At 37.8% G+C, this 19,463-nt stretch carries 20 protein-coding genes and 1 other annotated feature; of the genes, 19 read left to right on the top strand and 1 reads right to left on the bottom strand.

Annotated features, from left to right (window positions below; translation table 11 throughout):
• Positions 1–15 precede the first annotated feature (15 nt).
• The 17 genes from ftsW (at position 16) to ileS (ending at position 15,873) form a co-directional block, all read left to right on the top strand.
• Positions 16–1,095: a putative lipid II flippase FtsW gene (ftsW, locus tag C9J35_RS01650; protein ID WP_107923159.1), complete on the top strand. Its 1,080-nt coding sequence runs from the start codon at positions 16–18 to the stop codon at positions 1,093–1,095.
• A gap of 21 nt (positions 1,096–1,116) precedes the next feature.
• Positions 1,117–1,950: a cell division protein FtsQ/DivIB gene (locus tag C9J35_RS01645; RefSeq protein ID WP_107923158.1), complete on the top strand. Its 834-nt coding sequence runs from the start codon at positions 1,117–1,119 to the stop codon at positions 1,948–1,950.
• The gene (locus C9J35_RS01640) at positions 1,928–2,656 is read left to right on the top strand and encodes a DUF881 domain-containing protein (protein ID WP_054767104.1); all 729 of its coding nucleotides are present in this window, start codon (positions 1,928–1,930) and stop codon (positions 2,654–2,656) included. Before C9J35_RS01645 ends, C9J35_RS01640 begins: the two co-directional genes overlap by 23 nt.
• A gap of 118 nt (positions 2,657–2,774) precedes the next feature.
• Entirely contained in the window at positions 2,775–3,494 is a 720-nt protein-coding gene (locus C9J35_RS01635) for a DUF881 domain-containing protein (protein WP_107923157.1), read from the top strand.
• A gap of 3 nt (positions 3,495–3,497) precedes the next feature.
• On the top strand, positions 3,498–3,869 hold the full coding sequence (locus C9J35_RS01630) for a small basic family protein (RefSeq protein ID WP_107923156.1): 372 nt from the start codon (positions 3,498–3,500) through the stop codon (positions 3,867–3,869).
• Between the two features lie 96 nt (positions 3,870–3,965).
• Entirely contained in the window at positions 3,966–5,249 is a 1,284-nt protein-coding gene (gene ftsA, locus C9J35_RS01625; protein ID WP_107923155.1) for a cell division protein FtsA, read from the top strand.
• Between the two features lie 54 nt (positions 5,250–5,303).
• The gene (ftsZ, locus tag C9J35_RS01620) at positions 5,304–6,461 is read left to right on the top strand and encodes a cell division protein FtsZ (protein WP_107923154.1); all 1,158 of its coding nucleotides are present in this window, start codon (positions 5,304–5,306) and stop codon (positions 6,459–6,461) included.
• Positions 6,462–6,743: 282 nt separating this feature from the next.
• A complete protein-coding gene (locus C9J35_RS01615; RefSeq protein ID WP_107923153.1) occupies positions 6,744–7,577 on the top strand; it encodes a sigma-E processing peptidase SpoIIGA in 834 nt (277 codons plus the stop codon).
• 13 nt (positions 7,578–7,590) lie between these two features.
• Positions 7,591–8,298: an RNA polymerase sporulation sigma factor SigE gene (sigE, locus tag C9J35_RS01610; protein ID WP_024362133.1), complete on the top strand. Its 708-nt coding sequence runs from the start codon at positions 7,591–7,593 to the stop codon at positions 8,296–8,298.
• Between the two features lie 114 nt (positions 8,299–8,412).
• Entirely contained in the window at positions 8,413–9,186 is a 774-nt protein-coding gene (sigG, locus tag C9J35_RS01605; RefSeq protein ID WP_107923152.1) for an RNA polymerase sporulation sigma factor SigG, read from the top strand.
• A gap of 123 nt (positions 9,187–9,309) precedes the next feature.
• Positions 9,310–9,546, top strand: a complete 237-nt coding sequence (locus C9J35_RS01600) for a PRC-barrel domain-containing protein (RefSeq protein ID WP_010858343.1) — start codon at positions 9,310–9,312, stop codon at positions 9,544–9,546.
• 164 nt (positions 9,547–9,710) lie between these two features.
• On the top strand, positions 9,711–10,415 hold the full coding sequence (locus C9J35_RS01595) for a YggS family pyridoxal phosphate-dependent enzyme (RefSeq protein WP_107923151.1): 705 nt from the start codon (positions 9,711–9,713) through the stop codon (positions 10,413–10,415).
• The gene (locus C9J35_RS01590; RefSeq protein WP_107923150.1) at positions 10,399–10,893 is read left to right on the top strand and encodes a cell division protein SepF; all 495 of its coding nucleotides are present in this window, start codon (positions 10,399–10,401) and stop codon (positions 10,891–10,893) included. Before C9J35_RS01595 ends, C9J35_RS01590 begins: the two co-directional genes overlap by 17 nt.
• A gap of 21 nt (positions 10,894–10,914) precedes the next feature.
• A complete protein-coding gene (locus C9J35_RS01585; RefSeq protein WP_107923149.1) occupies positions 10,915–11,193 on the top strand; it encodes a YggT family protein in 279 nt (92 codons plus the stop codon).
• Positions 11,194–11,285: 92 nt separating this feature from the next.
• The gene (locus tag C9J35_RS01580; protein ID WP_107923148.1) at positions 11,286–12,074 is read left to right on the top strand and encodes a YlmH family RNA-binding protein; all 789 of its coding nucleotides are present in this window, start codon (positions 11,286–11,288) and stop codon (positions 12,072–12,074) included.
• Positions 12,075–12,169: 95 nt separating this feature from the next.
• Positions 12,170–12,694, top strand: a complete 525-nt coding sequence (locus tag C9J35_RS01575; protein WP_107923147.1) for a DivIVA domain-containing protein — start codon at positions 12,170–12,172, stop codon at positions 12,692–12,694.
• Between the two features lie 132 nt (positions 12,695–12,826).
• Positions 12,827–13,049, top strand: a binding site (T-box leader).
• A 55-nt stretch (positions 13,050–13,104) separates the two neighbouring features.
• Entirely contained in the window at positions 13,105–15,873 is a 2,769-nt protein-coding gene (gene ileS / locus C9J35_RS01570; RefSeq protein WP_107923146.1) for an isoleucine--tRNA ligase, read from the top strand.
• A 232-nt stretch (positions 15,874–16,105) separates the two neighbouring features.
• Here the strand turns inward: ileS and C9J35_RS01565 are convergent, their stop codons facing one another.
• Positions 16,106–17,338 (bottom strand): helix-turn-helix transcriptional regulator, encoded by a 1,233-nt coding sequence (locus C9J35_RS01565; RefSeq protein ID WP_235616166.1) that lies wholly within the window; start codon positions 17,336–17,338, stop codon positions 16,106–16,108.
• A gap of 189 nt (positions 17,339–17,527) precedes the next feature.
• Here C9J35_RS01565 and C9J35_RS01560 point away from each other — a divergent pair, with 189 nt between their 5' ends.
• Complete coding sequence (locus C9J35_RS01560) at positions 17,528–17,857, top strand: hypothetical protein (protein ID WP_054767106.1); 330 nt, start codon at positions 17,528–17,530, stop codon at positions 17,855–17,857.
• Between the two features lie 23 nt (positions 17,858–17,880).
• The gene (locus C9J35_RS01555) at positions 17,881–19,449 is read left to right on the top strand and encodes a sodium/solute symporter (RefSeq protein ID WP_107923145.1); all 1,569 of its coding nucleotides are present in this window, start codon (positions 17,881–17,883) and stop codon (positions 19,447–19,449) included.
• The last annotated feature ends 14 nt before the right edge of the window (positions 19,450–19,463 follow it).

Below are 19,463 nucleotides of genomic sequence, written 5' to 3'. Positions count from 1 at the left end.
ACTTGACTTGGAAGGATGGCATTACTGAGAGGGAAAGAAAGCTATTTATTGCTCGTCACAACTTTGATGCTATCAATAATCGGCATTATTTTCGTCTATTCTGCAGGTACCTATTGGAGTGCCGTTCATTATAGTGGAAAAATGCCGTTTTATATGAAGCAAAGTTTGTACTTTGTCGTAGCCATTGTAGTGTTTCTAATTACCATTCGATTGAATATTTTGAGGGAGCAGTCCTTTTGGAAAATGGCCTATATCTTTTCGTTAGTTTTACTAGTCCTTGTACTGATACCTGGTATTGGACTCGTCAGGAATGGTTCACAAAGTTGGATTGGAGTAGGACCATTAACAATACAACCTGCAGAGCTAACGAAAATTACAGTCATTGTGTACATGAGTCATATTTTAGCGCAACATAAAACCGGTAAGCCAATTGTCAATTGGCGGCATGGCTTAATCTTGTTATTACCTGTTGTCCTAATTATGTTGCAACCGGATTTTGGTTCCGTATTTATACTTGTTGTATCAGTGTTTTTATTGTTTTTTGTAGCAGGGTATCCGCTAAAGTTATATGCGATGTTTATGGTAGCGGGTATCGCAGGATTAGGGATACTAATTGTCACTGCGCCATATCGGCTAAAGCGCATTGAAGCATTTATTGACCCATGGGTAGATCCATTAGGGAGTGGCTTTCAGGCGGTGCAATCATTAATGGCGATTGGACCGGCAGGTATTTTTGGACATGGTTTTGGTCAGAGTAGACAAAAGTTTTTATATTTACCTGAGCCGCAAAATGACTTTATTTATGCAATTATTCTAGAAGAAGTGGGATTACTTGGTGGGCTCATTATCTTAGCCTTATTTGTCTTGACGATATATGCTGGCTATAAATTCGCTGTACAGGCTAAGAACAGAACATCTTATTACGCCATTATTGGACTTGTGACGATGTTAACTGTGCAAGCGTTTTTAAATATAGCGGTAGTTATTGGTTTGGTGCCTGTAACAGGTGTCACATTACCCTTTATTAGCTACGGCGGGACATCTTTAGTAACAATGTGGTTAATAATAGGTATTATTTATCAATTAGCGAAATAAATATAAAGGAGGAGTACTTTTTTGGAGAAAGTAATTGATATAGAAGATCGCATACCTACGCTTAAGAAGCGACGAAAAAAGCGTACGAATCGCAAATTTATAGTGCTAATATTACTTTTCTTTTTAGTACTAGCAGTACTCCTTTATTTTCAATCTCCTTACAGTGATATCAAAAAGATCACCGTAAATGGTGCACAATTAGCAGACGAGCAATATTACTTACAAGCTAGTAAATTAGCACTTGGAAAGTCGATGTGGAGCTTTAAAGAAGAAGATGTAGAAAAGGCCTTACTAAAGGACAAGTGGGTACAAAAGGCACAAGTTAAGCGTAATTGGCCACGAAGCGTAACGATTGATATAAAGGAATGGAAAAAAGTTGCGTACTTAGCTGGTGATGGTACCTATTATCCTTTACTTGAGAATGGTAAACGGTTTGAGCAGGCTGAAGACAACATTCCGATTGATGCACCTGTCTTTATAGGCATAACAGGGGAAAAAACAATTCAAAAGCTTGTAGAGCAGTTAGCACGCTTAAAACCAGAAGTTTTAGCCTTAATCTCACAAGTAAATACGAATGGTAATGAGACCAATCCAAATGCGGTCAAGCTTTATATGAATGATGGATATGAGGTGCGAGCTGTTATTCAGACTTTAGCAGAAAAGCTAAATTATTACCCTTCAATTGTGGCTCAAATTGCAAATTTAGAAAAAGGTGTTATCGATTTAGAGGTCGGCTCGTATTATCGTCCTTTTAATGATGAGTACAACCAAGTAAGTATTGACATGGTAGAAAATCCAGATGGAGAAACGGCCAACCAGGAAGTGACTGAAGATGAACAACAAGAAAACGAATAGCAAAGGAAATTTCTTTTCAAGAAAACAATTTGAGCTGCTCATCGTTTGTGTGACAACAGGCTTTATCATCGGCTACTCCTACAATCAGGCGAAGGATAATCGAGAATCCAGTGCTATTAATTCACAGCTTTTTGAGCAAGAAGATTCCTACCGTGAAGAGTTAATTGAACAGCAAGAGCGCAATAAAGAGCTTACAGAAGAGGCTAGTGCTTTACAAGAGAAAATTCGCAAATATGAAAAACAATTTGCATCTAGTGAAAAGGATTACAAACAGCTTGTTGAACAAGCAGAAGATTTACGTTTAATATTGGGTGATTTAAATTCAGAAGGAAAAGGAATACGTATTACCCTTCAAGATGGAGATTATGACCCTAAATCAGTCAATCCTAATGATTATATTGTGCATGAAAGTCATGTTTTTAAGCTGTTAAATGAGCTGAAAATTTCTGGTGCACAGGCAATTGCTATTAATGGACAACGGATTATGGCCAATTCCTATATTCGTTGTAATGGGCCTGTTATCACGATTGATGGCAAGCAACACCCAGCACCTTTTGTTATTGAGGCAGTAGGCGATTCGTCAACACTCAGTGCCTCATTAAACTTAAGTGGAGGTGTAGTAGACCAGCTATTAAATGACAATATTGTCGTGTCACTAGAAGAAAATCAAAAATTAATAATGCCAAATGTAAAAATAGAAAGTTAACTATATCTAGTTTTTGTAGATGGATATAGGACAAGCCTACGGTTACTGTAACAGCTCCTTGCACGAGTCTGAACGCAATGACGCAGAGGCGTTAACGATACGTCTAGGAGGGGCTATTTTGAAAAAAAATATGTACACCCGAATAACGATCGTGCTATTTATTATCGGTTTGATGATAGCGGTACAATACAATACCATTCAGAAACCAGCTGAGCGAGATACACGAGATATTTGGGCCATACGAGAAGAATTAGCAGAAGAGAAAAAAAGGCATTCCACATTATTAGCAGATATTCGCTCACTTAATGATGTAGTGGGTCGCTATGAGCAATCTGAAAAAACAAATTTACAATCTATTTTAAATGAAACATTGGATCGTTTAAAACAGCAGGCAGGACTAACAGCTGTCACAGGACCAGGCGTTATACTTCGCGTGGAACCAGCGCCTGAATTAGTTGCAATGGGCTATGACATTGAAGAAATTTCTCCTGATTTATTGACTCAATTATTGAATGCCTTGTTTAAATACGATGCTGCAAATGTTGCCATTGATGGGAACCGCATTGTACATACGACAGCCATTCGAGACATAAATGGAAAAACAACGGTGAATAGTGTACCACTGTCTTCGCCACCATTCGAAATTTATGTTGGGACAACTTCATTTAAGGAAGCGCAAAAAATGTATAGCTCGATTCAAGCTTCCACATTTATCGACTCGTTTTATTTAGATAATTTTAATTTAGTAATAGAAGAACCGACTGAGTATTTAACAATCCCAGCATTTGATCATCCATTGACAAACGATTATTTAACAGAGGGCAAAAAAGGAGATTAATATATGTGGCTACCATTTTTAGGCTTAGTATTTGGACTTGCCTTGGGCTTATTAACAAATATCCAGATACCCTCTATTTATGAAAATTATCTTTCAATAGCTGTTTTGGCAGCGTTAGATACATTATTTGGCGGCATACGAGCTCAATTACAGCAAGTTTATGATGATAAAGTTTTTGTATCAGGTTTCTTTTTTAATATAGTTCTGGCAGCAGGACTCGCCTTCTTAGGTGTGAATTTAGGGGTGGACTTGTATTTAGCAGCCATTTTTGCTTTCGGAGTACGTTTGTTCCAAAATATAGCAATCATTAGGCGTATATTACTAACTCGGTTGGATGAAAAACGTCACAAGAAGAACAAAAATTCCATAGAGTAAGAGAAAAATTGCCTAAAATACTCGATTTGCTTAGACATTACGCTAGATTTACAATAGAATGAAATTAAGAGCATTTTTTCAAGGAGGTGCAGCGAATTGAATCAGCAAGAGTTATATATATCACTTGATATTGGGTCATCCTCTATCAAAGTATTAATAGGTGAAATGAGCGACGGACAATTACATGTAATTGGGGTCGGAAATGTAAAATCGAATGGAGTTCGCAAAGGTGCGATTGTTGACATTGATGCAACAGTTCAATCTATTCGAAAGGCAGTGGAACAAGCAGAACGAATGACCGGCTATCAAATCGATGAAGTCGTGCTAGGAGTTCCAGCAAACCAGACGATGTTACAGCTAGTTAAGGGTGTTGTCGCTGTAAATAGTGAAAATAGAGAAATTACAGATGATGACTTAGACAGAGTGGTAGAATCTGCACAGGTCATGTCAATACCTCCTGAACGTGAATTAGTTAACATTATTCCAAAACAATTTATTGTGGATAATTTAGACGAAATCAAAGATCCTCGCGGTATGATTGGTATTCGTCTCGAAATGGATGCAACGATGATTACAACCTCTAAAACACTTTTACACAATGTACTTCGTTGTGTAGAGCGAGCAGGCTTAAGCATTAGAGAAATTTATTTGCAACCATTGGCAGCTGGTTATTTCGCTTTAACGGAAGATGAGAAAAATCAAGGTACTGCCTTCATCGAATTAGGAGGCGGTTCAACAACTATAGCAGTATTTGAAGAAGGTCTGTTAACTCATACGGGTGTGATACCAGTTGGTGGAGATCATATTACAAAAGACATTTCAATTGTCTTAAAAACACCAACAGAGCAAGCAGAACAAATCAAACACCAATTTGGACATGCCTTTTACGACGATGCATCAGACGAAGAACTCTTTGAAGTGCCGATTGTAGGTACAGATTCAAGAGATCAGTACAGCCAGCGTTTTATTTCAGAAATTATTGGTGCTCGCTTGGAAGAATTATTCGAGCTTGTAATTGATGAGTTAGCGCGACTAGGTGTGCGGGATTTACCAGGTGGAGTTGTTTTAACAGGTGGAGTTGCAAAGCTTGATGGTATTGCGCAACTGGCGCGCCAAATATTGCAAACGCGTGTTAGAATATATATACCTGATTATATTGGCGTTAGAGAGCCTTCATTTACGACGGCAGTCGGACTAATTCGTTACGCCTATTTAGAAGATGATTTTTACGGAAAAAGTACGAATACGCAACCTAGTGAATATGCGGTTGTAGGAGCTCAATCAGCGACACCTAAGAAGCAAGAATATGTTGCACCATCAGAGTCTAAGGGAAGCGTAATCGGGAGAGCAAAAAAATTATTTGATAAATTTTTTGATTAACTTGAATGCGTAATGAATGATACAGAGTCGAGTTACCGTGGGAGGAAAAAAAGTATGTTAGAATTTGATACAAGTGTTGATCAACTTGCAGTTATAAAAGTCATTGGTGTCGGTGGCGGCGGTAACAACGCTGTTAACCGAATGATAGAACATGGTGTACAAGGTGTTGACTTTATCGCAGTAAATACAGATGCACAAGCTTTAAATTTATCGAAGGCTGAAATAAAGTTACAAATTGGTACAAAGCTTACACGAGGCTTAGGTGCTGGTGCTAATCCCGAAGTAGGGAAAAAGGCTGCGGAAGAAAGTCGTGAACAATTAGAAGAAGTTCTTCGCGGTGCGGATATGGTATTCGTAACGGCTGGAATGGGTGGCGGTACAGGCACTGGTGCTGCCCCAGTTATTGCGCAAATCGCACGTGATTTAGGTGCACTTACAGTAGGTGTAGTAACTCGGCCATTCACATTTGAAGGTCGTAAGCGTCAAACACAAGCAATCGGTGGTATTGGCGGCATGAAGGAAGCGGTTGATACATTAATCGTCATTCCGAACGACAAGCTATTACAAATTGTCGATAAATCTACGCCAATGCTAGAAGCCTTCCGTGAAGCAGATAATGTTTTACGACAAGGTGTACAAGGTATTTCAGATTTAATCGCAACACCTGGACTTATTAACTTAGACTTTGCAGACGTTAAAACAATTATGTCTAATAAAGGTTCTGCATTAATGGGTATTGGTATTGCAACAGGAGAAAACCGTGCTGCAGAAGCAGCGAAAAAAGCTATTTCGAGTCCTTTACTTGAATCATCTATTGATGGTGCAAAAGGTGTTCTTATGAATATTACAGGCGGTTCAAACCTTAGCTTATTTGAAGTTCAAGAAGCAGCAGATATCGTAGCTTCAGCGTCTGATGAAGAAGTGAATATGATTTTCGGTTCTGTTATTAACGAGAATTTAAAAGATGAAATTATTGTAACAGTTATTGCGACTGGTTTTACTGAAGAAGCTTTACAACAACAACGTGGATCTGTACGACCAGCGTTAAATACTAATCGACAAGCTGCTCCTCAACAACAAGCACCAATTCGTGAGCAACGTCAAGAAGTTCATGTGCAGCAAGAACAGCCACGTCAAAATCATCAGAATTATGCACAGGATGATATGCTTGAGGTACCTGCATTTTTACGTAATCGTAAAAATCGGGGATAACCAAAAAACTTTGACTTCTTAAAAGCTCGTATTTTACTTATGTAAAATACGAGCTTTTTATATTGGTTGGGGAGCAACTATTCTTTTGCTTTGATGTTTTTAATCTTTTGAAGTGATTAGTGATTGCCTATAAATTGCCTATATTGAAATTAATTTTCTTTATTATGTTCAATTGTGTAAGGAAAGCATGTATTTTGTCAAAACATTTTAAGGAATTGATGCGATTGTTTGACAATATTTGTGACTGCGGCGTGATAACTTTGTAAGTAGGAGGCGGCTGTTATGTATGGAGAATGGCTGGTGCTCATTAATACGCTTTATAATCTAGCGATACTCACGTTTACGGCAAAGGTAACACGGGTTCATGTAAAGAATACGAGATTATTAATGAGTTCTATTTGTAGTAGTTTGATAGCTGTAATCGGTGGTCAAAAGCTAATCATCATATTGCTAAGTTTTATTGTGCTAATTGGTATTGCATTTCACTTCAAGATTCGAAGTTTTCAAAAACAAGGACCAATAGTACTGGTAGCAACAATTGTTATTGGCGGGCTATTAACAGCGTTACAACCGTATTTAAAGAATCTTTCTGTCATTCATTTTATGTTAATTTGCATAGTACTTACCATTGGTTATCTCGCTGTTTTTTATAAACAATGGGGGTTTGTGAAGTTGGAGCGTGTAAGTGGTCAGTTTGTTTTTGATACGACGTTAAAGATTTTTGATGTAGCGATACCTCTTTCGGCATTTGTTGATACGGGAAATCAATGCATCGAGCCTTTATCTGGAAAGCCTGTTCATTTTGTCTCTTATACAGCGTTACGACCACATTTACCAATAGCGATGCGAAAAGCATTATCTGAATGGCAAGAATCCGATCCGTACGATGTATCAATGTTTTCAGCAGATTATCAACGACTTATTCGATTTATTCATGTAAATACAGTGCAGGAACAAACAGTTGTATTAGGCTTTCGCTTTGATGAGTGGCTTATAAAAGGGGAGACGTCACAAGTGAAGGCAGATGAATATATCGTTTTAACGAAAAAAGCTAAAAATTTTCCACATAGCACAGCAGCAATTTTACATTTTTCAGCGCTTTCAAATAACTCATAGAGGGGGAGAACTATTGCTTCTTAGGCTACTTGCTAGCTTGAAAAAATTATGGGGTAAGTTTCGGAGTCGTGAAACGTACTATATAGGGGGAAATGATTCATTGCCAGTGCCACTAAGTCGAGAAGAAGAAGTCACAGTCATTGCATCCTTTATGAACGGAGATTTACGAGCAAGAGACACACTTATTGAACGGAATTTACGTCTTGTTGTTTATATTGCTAGACGTTTTGATAATACGGGTACGCCGATTGAGGATTTAATTAGTATTGGATCAATTGGCTTGATTAAGGCGATTGAAACGTTCAATACAGATAAAAATATTAAGCTTGCAACGTACGCATCACGTTGTATTGAAAATGAAATCTTGATGCATTTGCGTAAGACAAGTCGCATGAAGGGTGAGGTTTCGCTTGATGAACCATTAAATTCGGATGCAGACGGAAATGAATTACTATTATCTGATATTTTAGGTACAGAGGAACATATTATTTTAGATAATGTAGAAAAGAAAATTGAACGTCAGCATATGTTCCATGCCATTAATTTACTAGGTGCACGTGAAAGATATATTATGGAATGTCGTTTTGGCTTAAACGGAAAAATAGAAATGACACAAAAAGAAGTAGCTGATCATTTAGGTATCTCGCAATCATATATTTCCCGCCTAGAGAAGAAAATTATTCAGGATTTACGGGAAAATTTAAATCAGCCAATATCATAGTTAGGGAAATTTATCCTACCTAAAATTGGTCGTAATTTTTCTGCATATTCTCGATTCTCTCGGACAAACTGATGTAACGGTTTAGTCAGAGAATAACATCCGGAGGAATCGAATATGCGAACAAAAGTAGATCTTTGCGGCTTAGATACATCGACTTTGCCAATTTTAAAGCACGAGGAAATGAAGGAACTCTTCATCCGTTTACAAGCAGGAGAAACCGAGATTAGAGAAGAGCTTGTAATGTGCAATTTAAGGTTAGTGCTCAGTATTGTCGGGCGATTTGCCTATAGGGGTGAACAGGCAGATGATTTATTTCAGGTAGGCTGTATTGGCCTCATGAAAGCCATCGATCATTTTGATTTAAAGCATAATGTACGATTTTCAACATATGCTGTACCAATGATCATTGGTGAAATTCGTCGCCATCTGCGTGATCATCATGCACTACGTGTTTCTCGTTCACTTAGAGATATTGCGTATAAGGCGATGCAGGCTAAGGAGCAATGGATAACCGATAATTTGCGAGAACCAACGATTGAAGAAATTGCTGAAATGATTGACATGAAAAAGGAAGATGTTTTATTCGCTTTAGATGCCATTCAAGACCCAGTTTCATTACAAGAGCCCATTTATTCAGACGGCGGGGACGCTGTTTATATGATGGACCAATTACGTGATGATGATGTATCGGAAGATCAATGGGTTGCCTACGTGTCGGTAAAAGAAAGTTTGCAAAAGTTAGATGTACGTCAGCAAATGATTGTAGCAAAGCGTTTTTATTTTGGTGAGACACAAACTGAAATTGCAAAGGAACTGGGGATTTCTCAAGCGCAAATTTCACGACTAGAAAAAAATGCAATAGAAACGATGCAGAAAGATTATAAGTAAGTAGACAATGCGCACCCGAGATTTCGGTGCGCATTTTATCTTCATTCAGTTAGAAAAACGCTAACCGAAGGACCGTAAAATGTACAATTATGTATAATGTCATTGATTTAGGAGGGGTATAGAATGCGTTTCTCAAATTTACAGCAAAAAGAAGTAATCGAAGCTGGAAATGGGCGTTTTTTAGGGTTTGTTGTAGATGCAGAGGTTTCGAAGGAAACAGGCTATGTAACTGCATTTATGATAGCAGAACCTCGTAAGTATCTTGGTTTTTTTAGAGGAGAAGATTCAGTTAGAAAAGTTTATATGAAGGATGTCTTGGTTGTTGGTAAGGATGTTATACTTGTGAAGGCTCTATCGTAGCCCTAGCTTCTCGTGCGTTAAAATAGCCAATATGAGAATATCTTTGCTTCACTTGCGGAAGAACAACGCGAATGTACTTTCACTAATAGGTCAGGCTATTCATTGATAAATAAAGCGTTGCTTGTTACAATAAAAGAAACTAATGTTGCAAAGTTGGGAAAAAAGTGACGAAAATCTTAACAAATTTATCCAAAATTAAAGAACAAATACAAGCAGCACAAAAACGTGCAAATCGTGAACAAGATAATGTTGAATTGATCGCTGTGACAAAAGAGGTTTCTGTTGAAAGAACGCAAGAAGCAATTGAAGCAGGGCTCGTGCATGTAGGAGAAAATCGCCCTGAAGGTTTAAAACTTAAAATTGAAGCGATTCAAGCTGATGTACATTGGCATTATATTGGCTCACTTCAAACACGCAAAGTTAAACAGGTCATTAATGATATTGATTATTTACATTCGTTGGATCGATTGAGCTTAGCTGAAGAAATTGAAAAAAGAGCAAACAAGCCTGTAAAATGTTTTGTACAAGTTAATGTATCAGGTGAAGAATCAAAACATGGTTTAACAGCCGAAGAGGCTATATCTTTTATCGAAACTTTACAAAACTTTACGAAAATTCAAGTTGTTGGTTTGATGACAATGGCACCAAATACAGAGAATGAAACAATGATTCGCTCTGTTTTTAAGCAATTAAAACAATGTCAACAGCAAATAGCCGAACGGGGATTCGCACACGCACCTTGTACCGAGTTATCAATGGGCATGTCTAATGACTTTGAAATAGCGGTGGAGGAAGGAGCTACATTCGTTCGAGTCGGAACGGCTCTTGTTGGAAATGAAAGAGGGGAACAGGATGAGCATGAAAAATAAAATTAAAAACTTCTTTTATCTTGAAGAAGAAATAGAAGAAGAAATCACGCAAGCTCCTATTCAACAGCAACAACCCGTGCAACAACAACCGATTCATGCAGCTAAATCTAAAAAGATCATAAAAGAACGTAAGGCACCGATTCATGAAATTGTTCCACAAAGTGCCTCTGCCAATAATAATATTGTCAGTTTACAAGCAGCGATGAATTCGAAAGGTGCAAAAGTTGTATTAGTAGAACCAAGAGTTTATGCCGAGGCCCAGGATATTGCGGAAAACTTAAAAAACAAACGTGCTACAATAGTCAATTTACAACGTATAGATCGTGAGCAAGGTGTACGAATTATCGATTTTCTAAGCGGCACCGTTTATGCACTTGGCGGTGATATACAACGCATCGGAAAAGATATATTCCTTTGTACACCGGATAATGTAGAAGTATCTGGCGAAATTTCAAATTTTATTTTAGACGATAATTAAAGAGCGAGGATTGTAGTTTATATGACTTTATATGTAATAATGTATTATGTGTCAATAGCATTTAAGGTGTATTCTTTTATGCTAGTTGCATATATTTTAATGTCTTGGATACCAGCGGCACAAAACTCATCAATTGGTCGTATGCTTGAAAAAGTGTGTGAACCGTATTTAGGGATTTTCAGGAAGTTTATTCCGCCAATCGGTATGATTGATATTTCTCCAATTGTGGCAATTTTCCTGTTGAATTTTATTCAAAATGGTCTTTTCATTGTGATTCAAAAAATATATTTAATGTTTTAGACGAAAATCCTCACAGTTGGTGGGGATTTTTTGTTTAACTGGGAAATACTAAGTTTAGCATCAGTAGTAAAAGGATAAATGAGGTGAATACCATGGAGCATTTAATACAACATTTTAGAAAGGACGAGCAGCCTTTCATCGAACAGGTAGTAAGTTGGCAACGTGAGGTAGAGGATCGTTATGCTCCAAAACTGACTGATTTTCTAGACCCACGACAACGTTTTATAGTGATGTCGATTATTGGTCAAGGCGATGCGCTAAAAACCATGAGTGCCGGTCTTTTTCATGAGGCAGAACGTCAACGTATGCTTATCTTTCCAGCTTATTTTGAACCGCAATTAGAGGACTATCAACTAACGGTTTTTACCATTCATTATCCTGCTAAGTTCATACAATTACGTCATCCAGATGTACTCGGTGCACTATTGTCATTAGGGCTAGATCGCGCTAAATTTGGTGATATTCGCGTGAATGAACATCAAGTACAATTTGTAGTCGCCGATGAGGTTGCAGATTATGTCCGTCTTCATTTAACGGGCATTGGTAAGGTTAAAGTACATGTCGAGTCGATGAAAGAGATAGAACCCCTCATTCAAAATGAGGATGAATGGGTGGAAGAGTCATATACGGTTTCTTCCATGCGTATAGATGTCATTATTGCTAGTGTATTAAAGGTGTCTCGCCAAAAGGCACAGGCACTTATAACAGGAAAGAAAGTACGAGTAAATTGGACGGAACGAGAGTCAGTTGCTTTCGAATTACAAGAAGGCGATATATTGTCAGTACGAGGAAGTGGTCGTGTGAAAATACTTATGACAGAAGGCCGTACAAAAAAAGATAAAATTCGCTTGCAAATCGGTCGATTGGCCCAAAAAAGCTAAAAATCAAGTAAAATTCATTAATTTATACTGCTAAGTTGTTGGAACAATTGTATAATAGGAAGAACGAATGTACATGTAAAGGAGAGAAGGATTGTATGCCATTATCACCTATTGATATACATAATAAGGAGTTTACAAAATCTTTTAGAGGTTATGCAGAAGATGAAGTAAATGAATTTTTAGATCAGATCATCAAAGATTATGAAATTTTATTGCGAGAAAAAAAGGAAGTCGACAAGCAGCTAGAAATGTCTTTAGAACAAGCAAGATATTTCAGTTCGTTAGAAGAAACATTACAAAAATCAATTGTGGTGGCTCAAGAGGCCGCTGATGAAGTCCGAAGAAATTCACAAAAAGAAGCAAAACTAATTGTCAAAGAAGCAGAGAAAAATGCCGATCGCATTATCAATGAGGCTTTAACAAAAGCTCGTAAAGTGACAATTGAAATTGATGAGCTGAAAAAACAATCAAAGGTTTTCCGTAATCGATTTAAAATGCTTGTGGAAGCACAACTTGATCTATTAAATGCAGATGATTGGGATCATTTGTTACAATATGATATTGATTTAACAGAAATTCAATCGTCTGTTGAAGAAGCGCAGGAATCTGACGAAGTTTAGACAAATCCACACTGGCGATATTTATCCGCAATTTAGAGTTGGTAATCATTTACTAAATAAATCAGTTAGACTTGACGTCAATGATGGATTTTCATATACTATTGTAATAGTAATTATTTTGAACAGATATGCATACAGGCAAAGATGGAGACAGTATTTGTTAGGCGTAGTGAAGCGATTTGGGGATAGTGGGAGCCCAAACAATCAATTAACAAAGAACATCACTCCTGAGCTAAATAACTGAACGATTAGTAAGTTATTTCGGGGCGCATGACGTTAACGTGCATTCAAGAGGCAGTACTTTTATGTACTGCAACTAGGGTGGTACCGCGAGTCAAAGCTTCTCGTCCCTTTTTAGGGATTGAGGGGCTTTTTTGTTTGTTTGCAAAAAAATAGAGGAGGAATTACACATGGTTGAATATAAAGAAACCTTATTAATGCCGAAAACGGATTTCCCAATGCGCGGAAATTTACCGGCAAATGAACCGAAGATGCAAGATAAATGGAATGGATTGGACATCAATAAACTACAGATGGAGCGTACAGTAGGTCGTCCAGAGTATGTGTTGCATGACGGTCCTCCTTATGCAAATGGAGATATTCATATCGGTCATGCTTTAAATAAAGTGTTAAAAGATATGATTACACGCCATCGTTCTATGACAGGCTACCATGTTAACTATATTCCTGGCTGGGATACACATGGTTTACCAATTGAGCAAGCGTTAACAAACAAAGGTGTTAAACGTAAAGAAATGTCAGTTGCAGATTTCCGTGAATTATGTGAGCAATATGCTTATGAACAAATTGACAACCAACGTGCACAATTCCGTCGTTTAGGTGTTCGTGGTGATTGGGAAAACCCATATATTACATTAAAGCCAGCATTTGAAGCTCGCCAAATTGAAGTATTCGGTCAGATGGCGGAAAAAGGATACATTTATAAAGGGTTAAAACCAGTATATTGGTCACCTTCTTCTGAATCCGCACTTGCAGAAGCAGAAATCGAATATAAGGATGTAAAATCGGCCTCTATTTATGTAAGCTTTGCGATTAAAGATGCAAAAGGTATTGTACCAGCTGATGCAAAATTCATCATCTGGACAACAACTCCTTGGACAATTCCGGCAAATTTAGGGATTTCGTTAAACCCAGAATTTATCTATGTAGTTGTAGCAGTTGCAGATAAAAAATTCATTATTGCGAAAGAATTATTGGAAACAATTGCAAAAGAGCTTGAGTGGGAAACATATGAAGTTGTCCAGGAAGTAAAAGGGGAAGCGTTGGATCGCCTGGTAGCACAACATCCATTCTATGACCGAGAATCACTTGTCATGGTGGGCGAGCATGTAACTGCTGAAGCTGGGACTGGATGTGTTCATACAGCTACTGGACACGGGGAAGATGACTATAATATTGGTAAATTATATGATTTACCAATTCTTAGCCCAGTTGATAATCGTGGTTGTTATACAGATGAAGCGCCAGGTTTTGAAGGTGTCTTCTATAATGATGCAAACAAGATGGTGACTGAGCGATTAGCTGAAGTCGGAGCACTAGAAAAATTAGATTTCTTTACGCACTCTTATCCACATGATTGGCGTACGAAAAAACCAGTTATTTATCGTGCTACACCACAATGGTTTGCGTCAATCGATGCATTCCGCGATGAGTTACTAGCAGCTGTAAAATCAACAACATTTACACCAGCTTGGGGCGAAACACGTCTTTATAACATGATTCGCGACCGTGGGGACTGGGTTATTTCTCGTCAACGTGCATGGGGTGTGCCAATTCCAATTTTCTATGCTGAAAATGGTGAGCCAATTATAACGCCAGAAACAATCGCACGCATTTCTGCACTGTTCCGTGAGCATGGCTCAAATATTTGGTTCCAAAAGTCGGCAAAAGAGTTACTACCAGAAGGGTTCACACACCCAGGAAGCCCGAATGGTGAGTTCACAAAAGAAAACGATATTATGGACGTATGGTTTGACTCAGGTTCGTCTCACCAAGGTGTTCTAGTAGAACGTGGAATGAAATATCCTGCTGATCTTTATTTAGAAGGTTCTGACCAACATCGTGGCTGGTTTAACTCTTCATTAATTACTTCAGTAGCAATTAATGGCTATGCACCATATAAAGGGCTACTAACACATGGTTTTGTGCTTGATGGTGAAGGACGTAAAATGAGTAAATCACTCGGCAATGTTATTATTCCACAAAAAGTGATGGATCAATATGGTGCAGATATTTTACGTTTGTGGGTAGCATCTGTTGACTACACAGCCGATGTACGTATTTCAATGGATATGTTAAAGCAAGTTTCAGAAGTATACCGTAAAATCCGTAATACATTCCGTTTCTTACATGGGAATATTGCCGATTTCAATCCACAGACTGACCGCGTAGCATATGCAGATTTACGTGAAATGGACCAATATGTATACATGCGCTTGCAAGACATCTTAAAAACTGTGCGCGCGGCTTATGACCGTTATGATTTTGCAGCTGTATACCATGCAATCAATAACTTTGTCGCTGTTGAGTTATCTTCTTTCTACTTAGACATCGCGAAAGACGTAGTATACATTGAAGGTCATGACAATAAAGATCGTCGTGCAATGCAATCCGTTATTTATGATACATTAATGACATTAGTAAGAGTTATGACACCAATTATTCCGCATACAACAGATGAGATTTGGTCTTATTTATTCGAGCAAGGCTTGGTAGAAGAAGTATCTGTTCAATTAACTGATTTCCCAGAGGTTGAGGAGCAAGAAAACTTCGAAAGTCTGCGCACAAAATGGGAAGCAATAATCGACATACGCGATGACATTTTAAAAGCATTAGAGGAAGCACGTAATGCCAAAACAATTGGTAAATCTCTAGAAGCAAAAGTAACAGTATATGCAAAAGAAGATATTTCAGCATTATTGAACGATGCAAATATTGACTTTGCACAACTATCAATCGTGTCTGACTTTGAGGTAGCACCATTTGAAGCGGCTACTGCTGAAGCATTGGCTTTTGAGCATGCATCCATCGTTGTAGAGAAAGCTACAGGTGAGAAATGTGAGCGTTGTTGGTCAATTTCACCAACAGTCGGTTCGAACGAAGCACATCCAACAGTTTGTGCACGTTGTGCAGAAGTAGTGGAAAAGTATTACGTATAATAAGCTAAAGTAAATACAACAATCATCCTTAAGATAACAGTCCCTTAACGGGATGAAATTGTCCATTTAAAAGATGGAATGAGCAGCTCGATGTTAATCGGCTGCTCATTTTTTTATGTATGTTGTTTCATTACTTCGCGTCTTAAGCTCAAGGTCTAAACCCTCGAGCGAAAGAAGTAATTTATTTTTGTGGGGGGCAATGACGCGAATATTATCGGCTACAGAGAACTTTTTATTTAAATAAAATTTCCTTGGTATTACGGTATTCAGTTGGTGAAAGTCCAACGTATTTTTTAAAAGTAAGGCTGTAATAATTAGGTGTATTAAAGCCAGAACTTGCGGAAATCTTTTCAATAGTATAATCGTATTTTCGCAAAAAGGGGAGTGTTTTAATGATACGTGTAAAGGCCACATAATCTACAAAATTGCGTCCCGTTTCTTTTTTAAACAACCGGCTAAAATGGGTGGAACTAAAGTTAATGTAATTAGCAACATCGCTGATCGTTATTTGTTTATCATAATGCTCCTCTATATAGTGGAGGGCTTTTTGAAGCTGTTCATGCTTTGTTAAATCCTCGTAAAATCGGATATGAATATTATCAACTGGTGGTTTTCTTCGTGCTTTTCTTGCTTGACTATAGGATTCCTTCACTTGTAGGGATTGGTTAAATACCCCACCAATCCCTATAAATAGATGAATACTATGGTCTTTTTTCAAAACTTCTATAACCTCATGCAAACAAAGTACGCCCTCAGCCCAATGTTTAAATGAAGTATAGTCATTGGGAATACGCATCAATAGCAATAAGTAACGTTCAAAATTTAAAAAAGACAGCGGTGCTTTATCGGCAAAATACTGACGAAAGACATTTGTAATTACACTACTTGCATCTTCAGGTACTGGGCGATTATGATTCACATCAATATAACCTTGAATCAAAAAGACGAGATTTGGTATACAGTCCGTTGATACAAACGAGGAAGCTTGTATAATCTCTTGTTCGTTTTCGATTTCACCACGAATCAATCGCCTCAAAAAAGCTTCACGAAATGGAGACGTATGATCTTGCGCAATTTGCTGTGACAGTTCAAGCATGGTAAGTGTATGCGCCTGCTTTTCCTTAAAGGATGTAAAGAGCTTTTTTACAATTCGTAAAAATTTTTGCTTCTGCAAAGGCTTTATGAGAAGCGCCTGTAAATTTAATTCAATGGCAATGCCGGTTGAATAGGTTAAGTGTACTGCAACAATTGGGACAATGATACTGTTAGGATAATTTCTCTTTAAACGATTTACCTTCACCCAATCAAATAAGCGGTTAATTTCGCAGACGAAAATTGCCACTTCGTTAGCAGCTCGTTCTTCACAAACAACAAACGTATTAGGGAGAAATTCCTCTAGCCAACCCATCATGTGCTGTTTTTCAACTGAATTCTCAACGTACCATACAACGTTTAAAATGATCAACTGCCCCTTTCTAACTGCAAAAATGAAAAAGGAATATTAGAAATATTTTAACTTAATATAGTACTATTTTGTACTAATACAGCAATATTTTGTAACTATATTATTTTCTAAATAGAATAGAATAGTTGTAGTGAATAATAATTTGAAATTTCAGATAATTATTCACATATACAAAAGGGGGTTAGAAATATGGCTGGGAGTCATGATTACGATTATGTTGAAGCTGGAACGGTTGATGTAAAAGATTTACCACCATTGGATTCGACGACAAATAAAATTATGAAAGATGAGTTTACAACTGGTTTGGGTTTAACTGTACTTTATTTCATTTTTATTTTTAGCATTCCGGTTATGAACTGGTTTGCACCTGACTTCGCTTTTAAGAAAATTTGGGGCGGGATGACAGTCACTTGGTTTGTAACAACAGTTGTGATGATGGCAATGGCTTTCGTTATTGCCTACGTGCATACGACATTGTATGAAAAGCGTTTAAAGAAGTACGAAATGACAAATAAATAGTTTGACCAAAGGGGGTATGTTGAATGATTGAAGCTTTACTAGAACCGAAAATGCTGTTAACAATTGCGCTAATGGGGACAATTGTCTACATTACGTATTTAACAAAGAGAAATACAACTGCATCTGATTTCTTTGTTGGGGGACGAAGCTTCGGATGGTTTACAAATGGTTCAGCAATTGGAGGAGATTATTTAAGCGCCGCTACTTTCCTTGGAATTGCGGGTTTAACTTTTCAACTAGGATATGATGGTGCCTATTATGCATTCTGCTTCTCTATTGGTTTAACACTTTTAGCTATTTTTGTTGCAGGTCCATTAAGACGTTTTGGTGCATTTACAGTAGCAGATTTTTTAGCTTATCGTTTTCATAGCAAAAGAGCACGCCTAGCGGCTGTTCTAGTAGTATTAGCAATTTCGGGATTCTATGCAGCACCTCAGCTATTAGGTGCGGCACAAATATTAAGTATGTTCTTTGGGACTTCCTATGAATTCGGTATTATATTTACATGTATTGTTATGATTTTCTATGTAGGGATAGGTGGTATGAAAGGAACGACTATCAACCAAGCATTAGAGCTTTGGATTCGTCTTGGTGCGTTTATAGTAATGTTGATTGCCGCGATGTACGGAGGTTTACATTACGATAAAATTTTAACCGCCATTCATTCTTTCAGTGGCCCTATTACAGGGACGTCACCATATGCTTTAGATGGAAGTGATGTTAATTTTGACGGTGCCGCATGGACAGGGACAGGCTTTTATTTCCCTACTTTCTGGCAAACAATTAGTATGACTATAGGATTAGCGTTAGGAACTATTGGTCTTCCACATATTTTATTGCGCTTTTATACAAACCCTAGTGCCAAGGCAGCTCGTAAATCGGCATTAATGGCAATTGGTATTGCAAGTGCATTCTTCTTACTAGCGGTATACTTAGGTGTTGTAGGTCGTGCAATTTTCATTTCTGGTTCGGCAAGTGAAGAGATAATGCGAGATTTAGTACTCGGTGGGAATAATATGGTTATACCAACGACTGCGCTTGCACTTGGAGGAGATTGGTTACTTGGTCTTGTTATTGCAGGGGCGTTTGCAGCTATCTTCTCGAATTTATCGGGACTATTTATCACAAGCTCTGGTGCATTGGCTCATGATTTATATGCAACTTTCATGAAAAAAAATATTACTCAAAAGCAACGAGTGATTGCAGGGAAGGTTGCGATTGTGATTTTAGGTGTACTTTATGGTGCGCTTGGTTTACTCGTGAAAGATGCCTCGATTGGTCATTTAGTAGCTTTAGCGTTTACAGTTGCTGCGAGTACATTTACACCAATCTTTATTTTAGGTATTTGGTGGAGAGGTATGACAGAAAAAGGAGCAATAGCAGGCTTAATAATCGGTCTGGGTGTATCCATGTGGATGATCTTCCTTCCGGGAACGCTACCAAGCTTTTTACAATTTAAAATCCCTGGTATTGTGACTGTCCCAGTTGGTTTCCTATCTGTTATTTTAGTGTCTTTATTAGATAGAAAAGTACCAGCTGATGTAAATGATTTCATGAAGCGCGTACACTCAAAAGAATCTGAAACTATTTAAGAGATATGTAAGCT

Origin of the sequence: Lysinibacillus parviboronicapiens (assembly GCF_003049575.1) — a bacterium.
Classification (GTDB): domain Bacteria; phylum Bacillota; class Bacilli; order Bacillales_A; family Planococcaceae; genus Lysinibacillus; species Lysinibacillus parviboronicapiens.
This window is presented reverse-complemented; position numbering and strand designations above follow the sequence as displayed.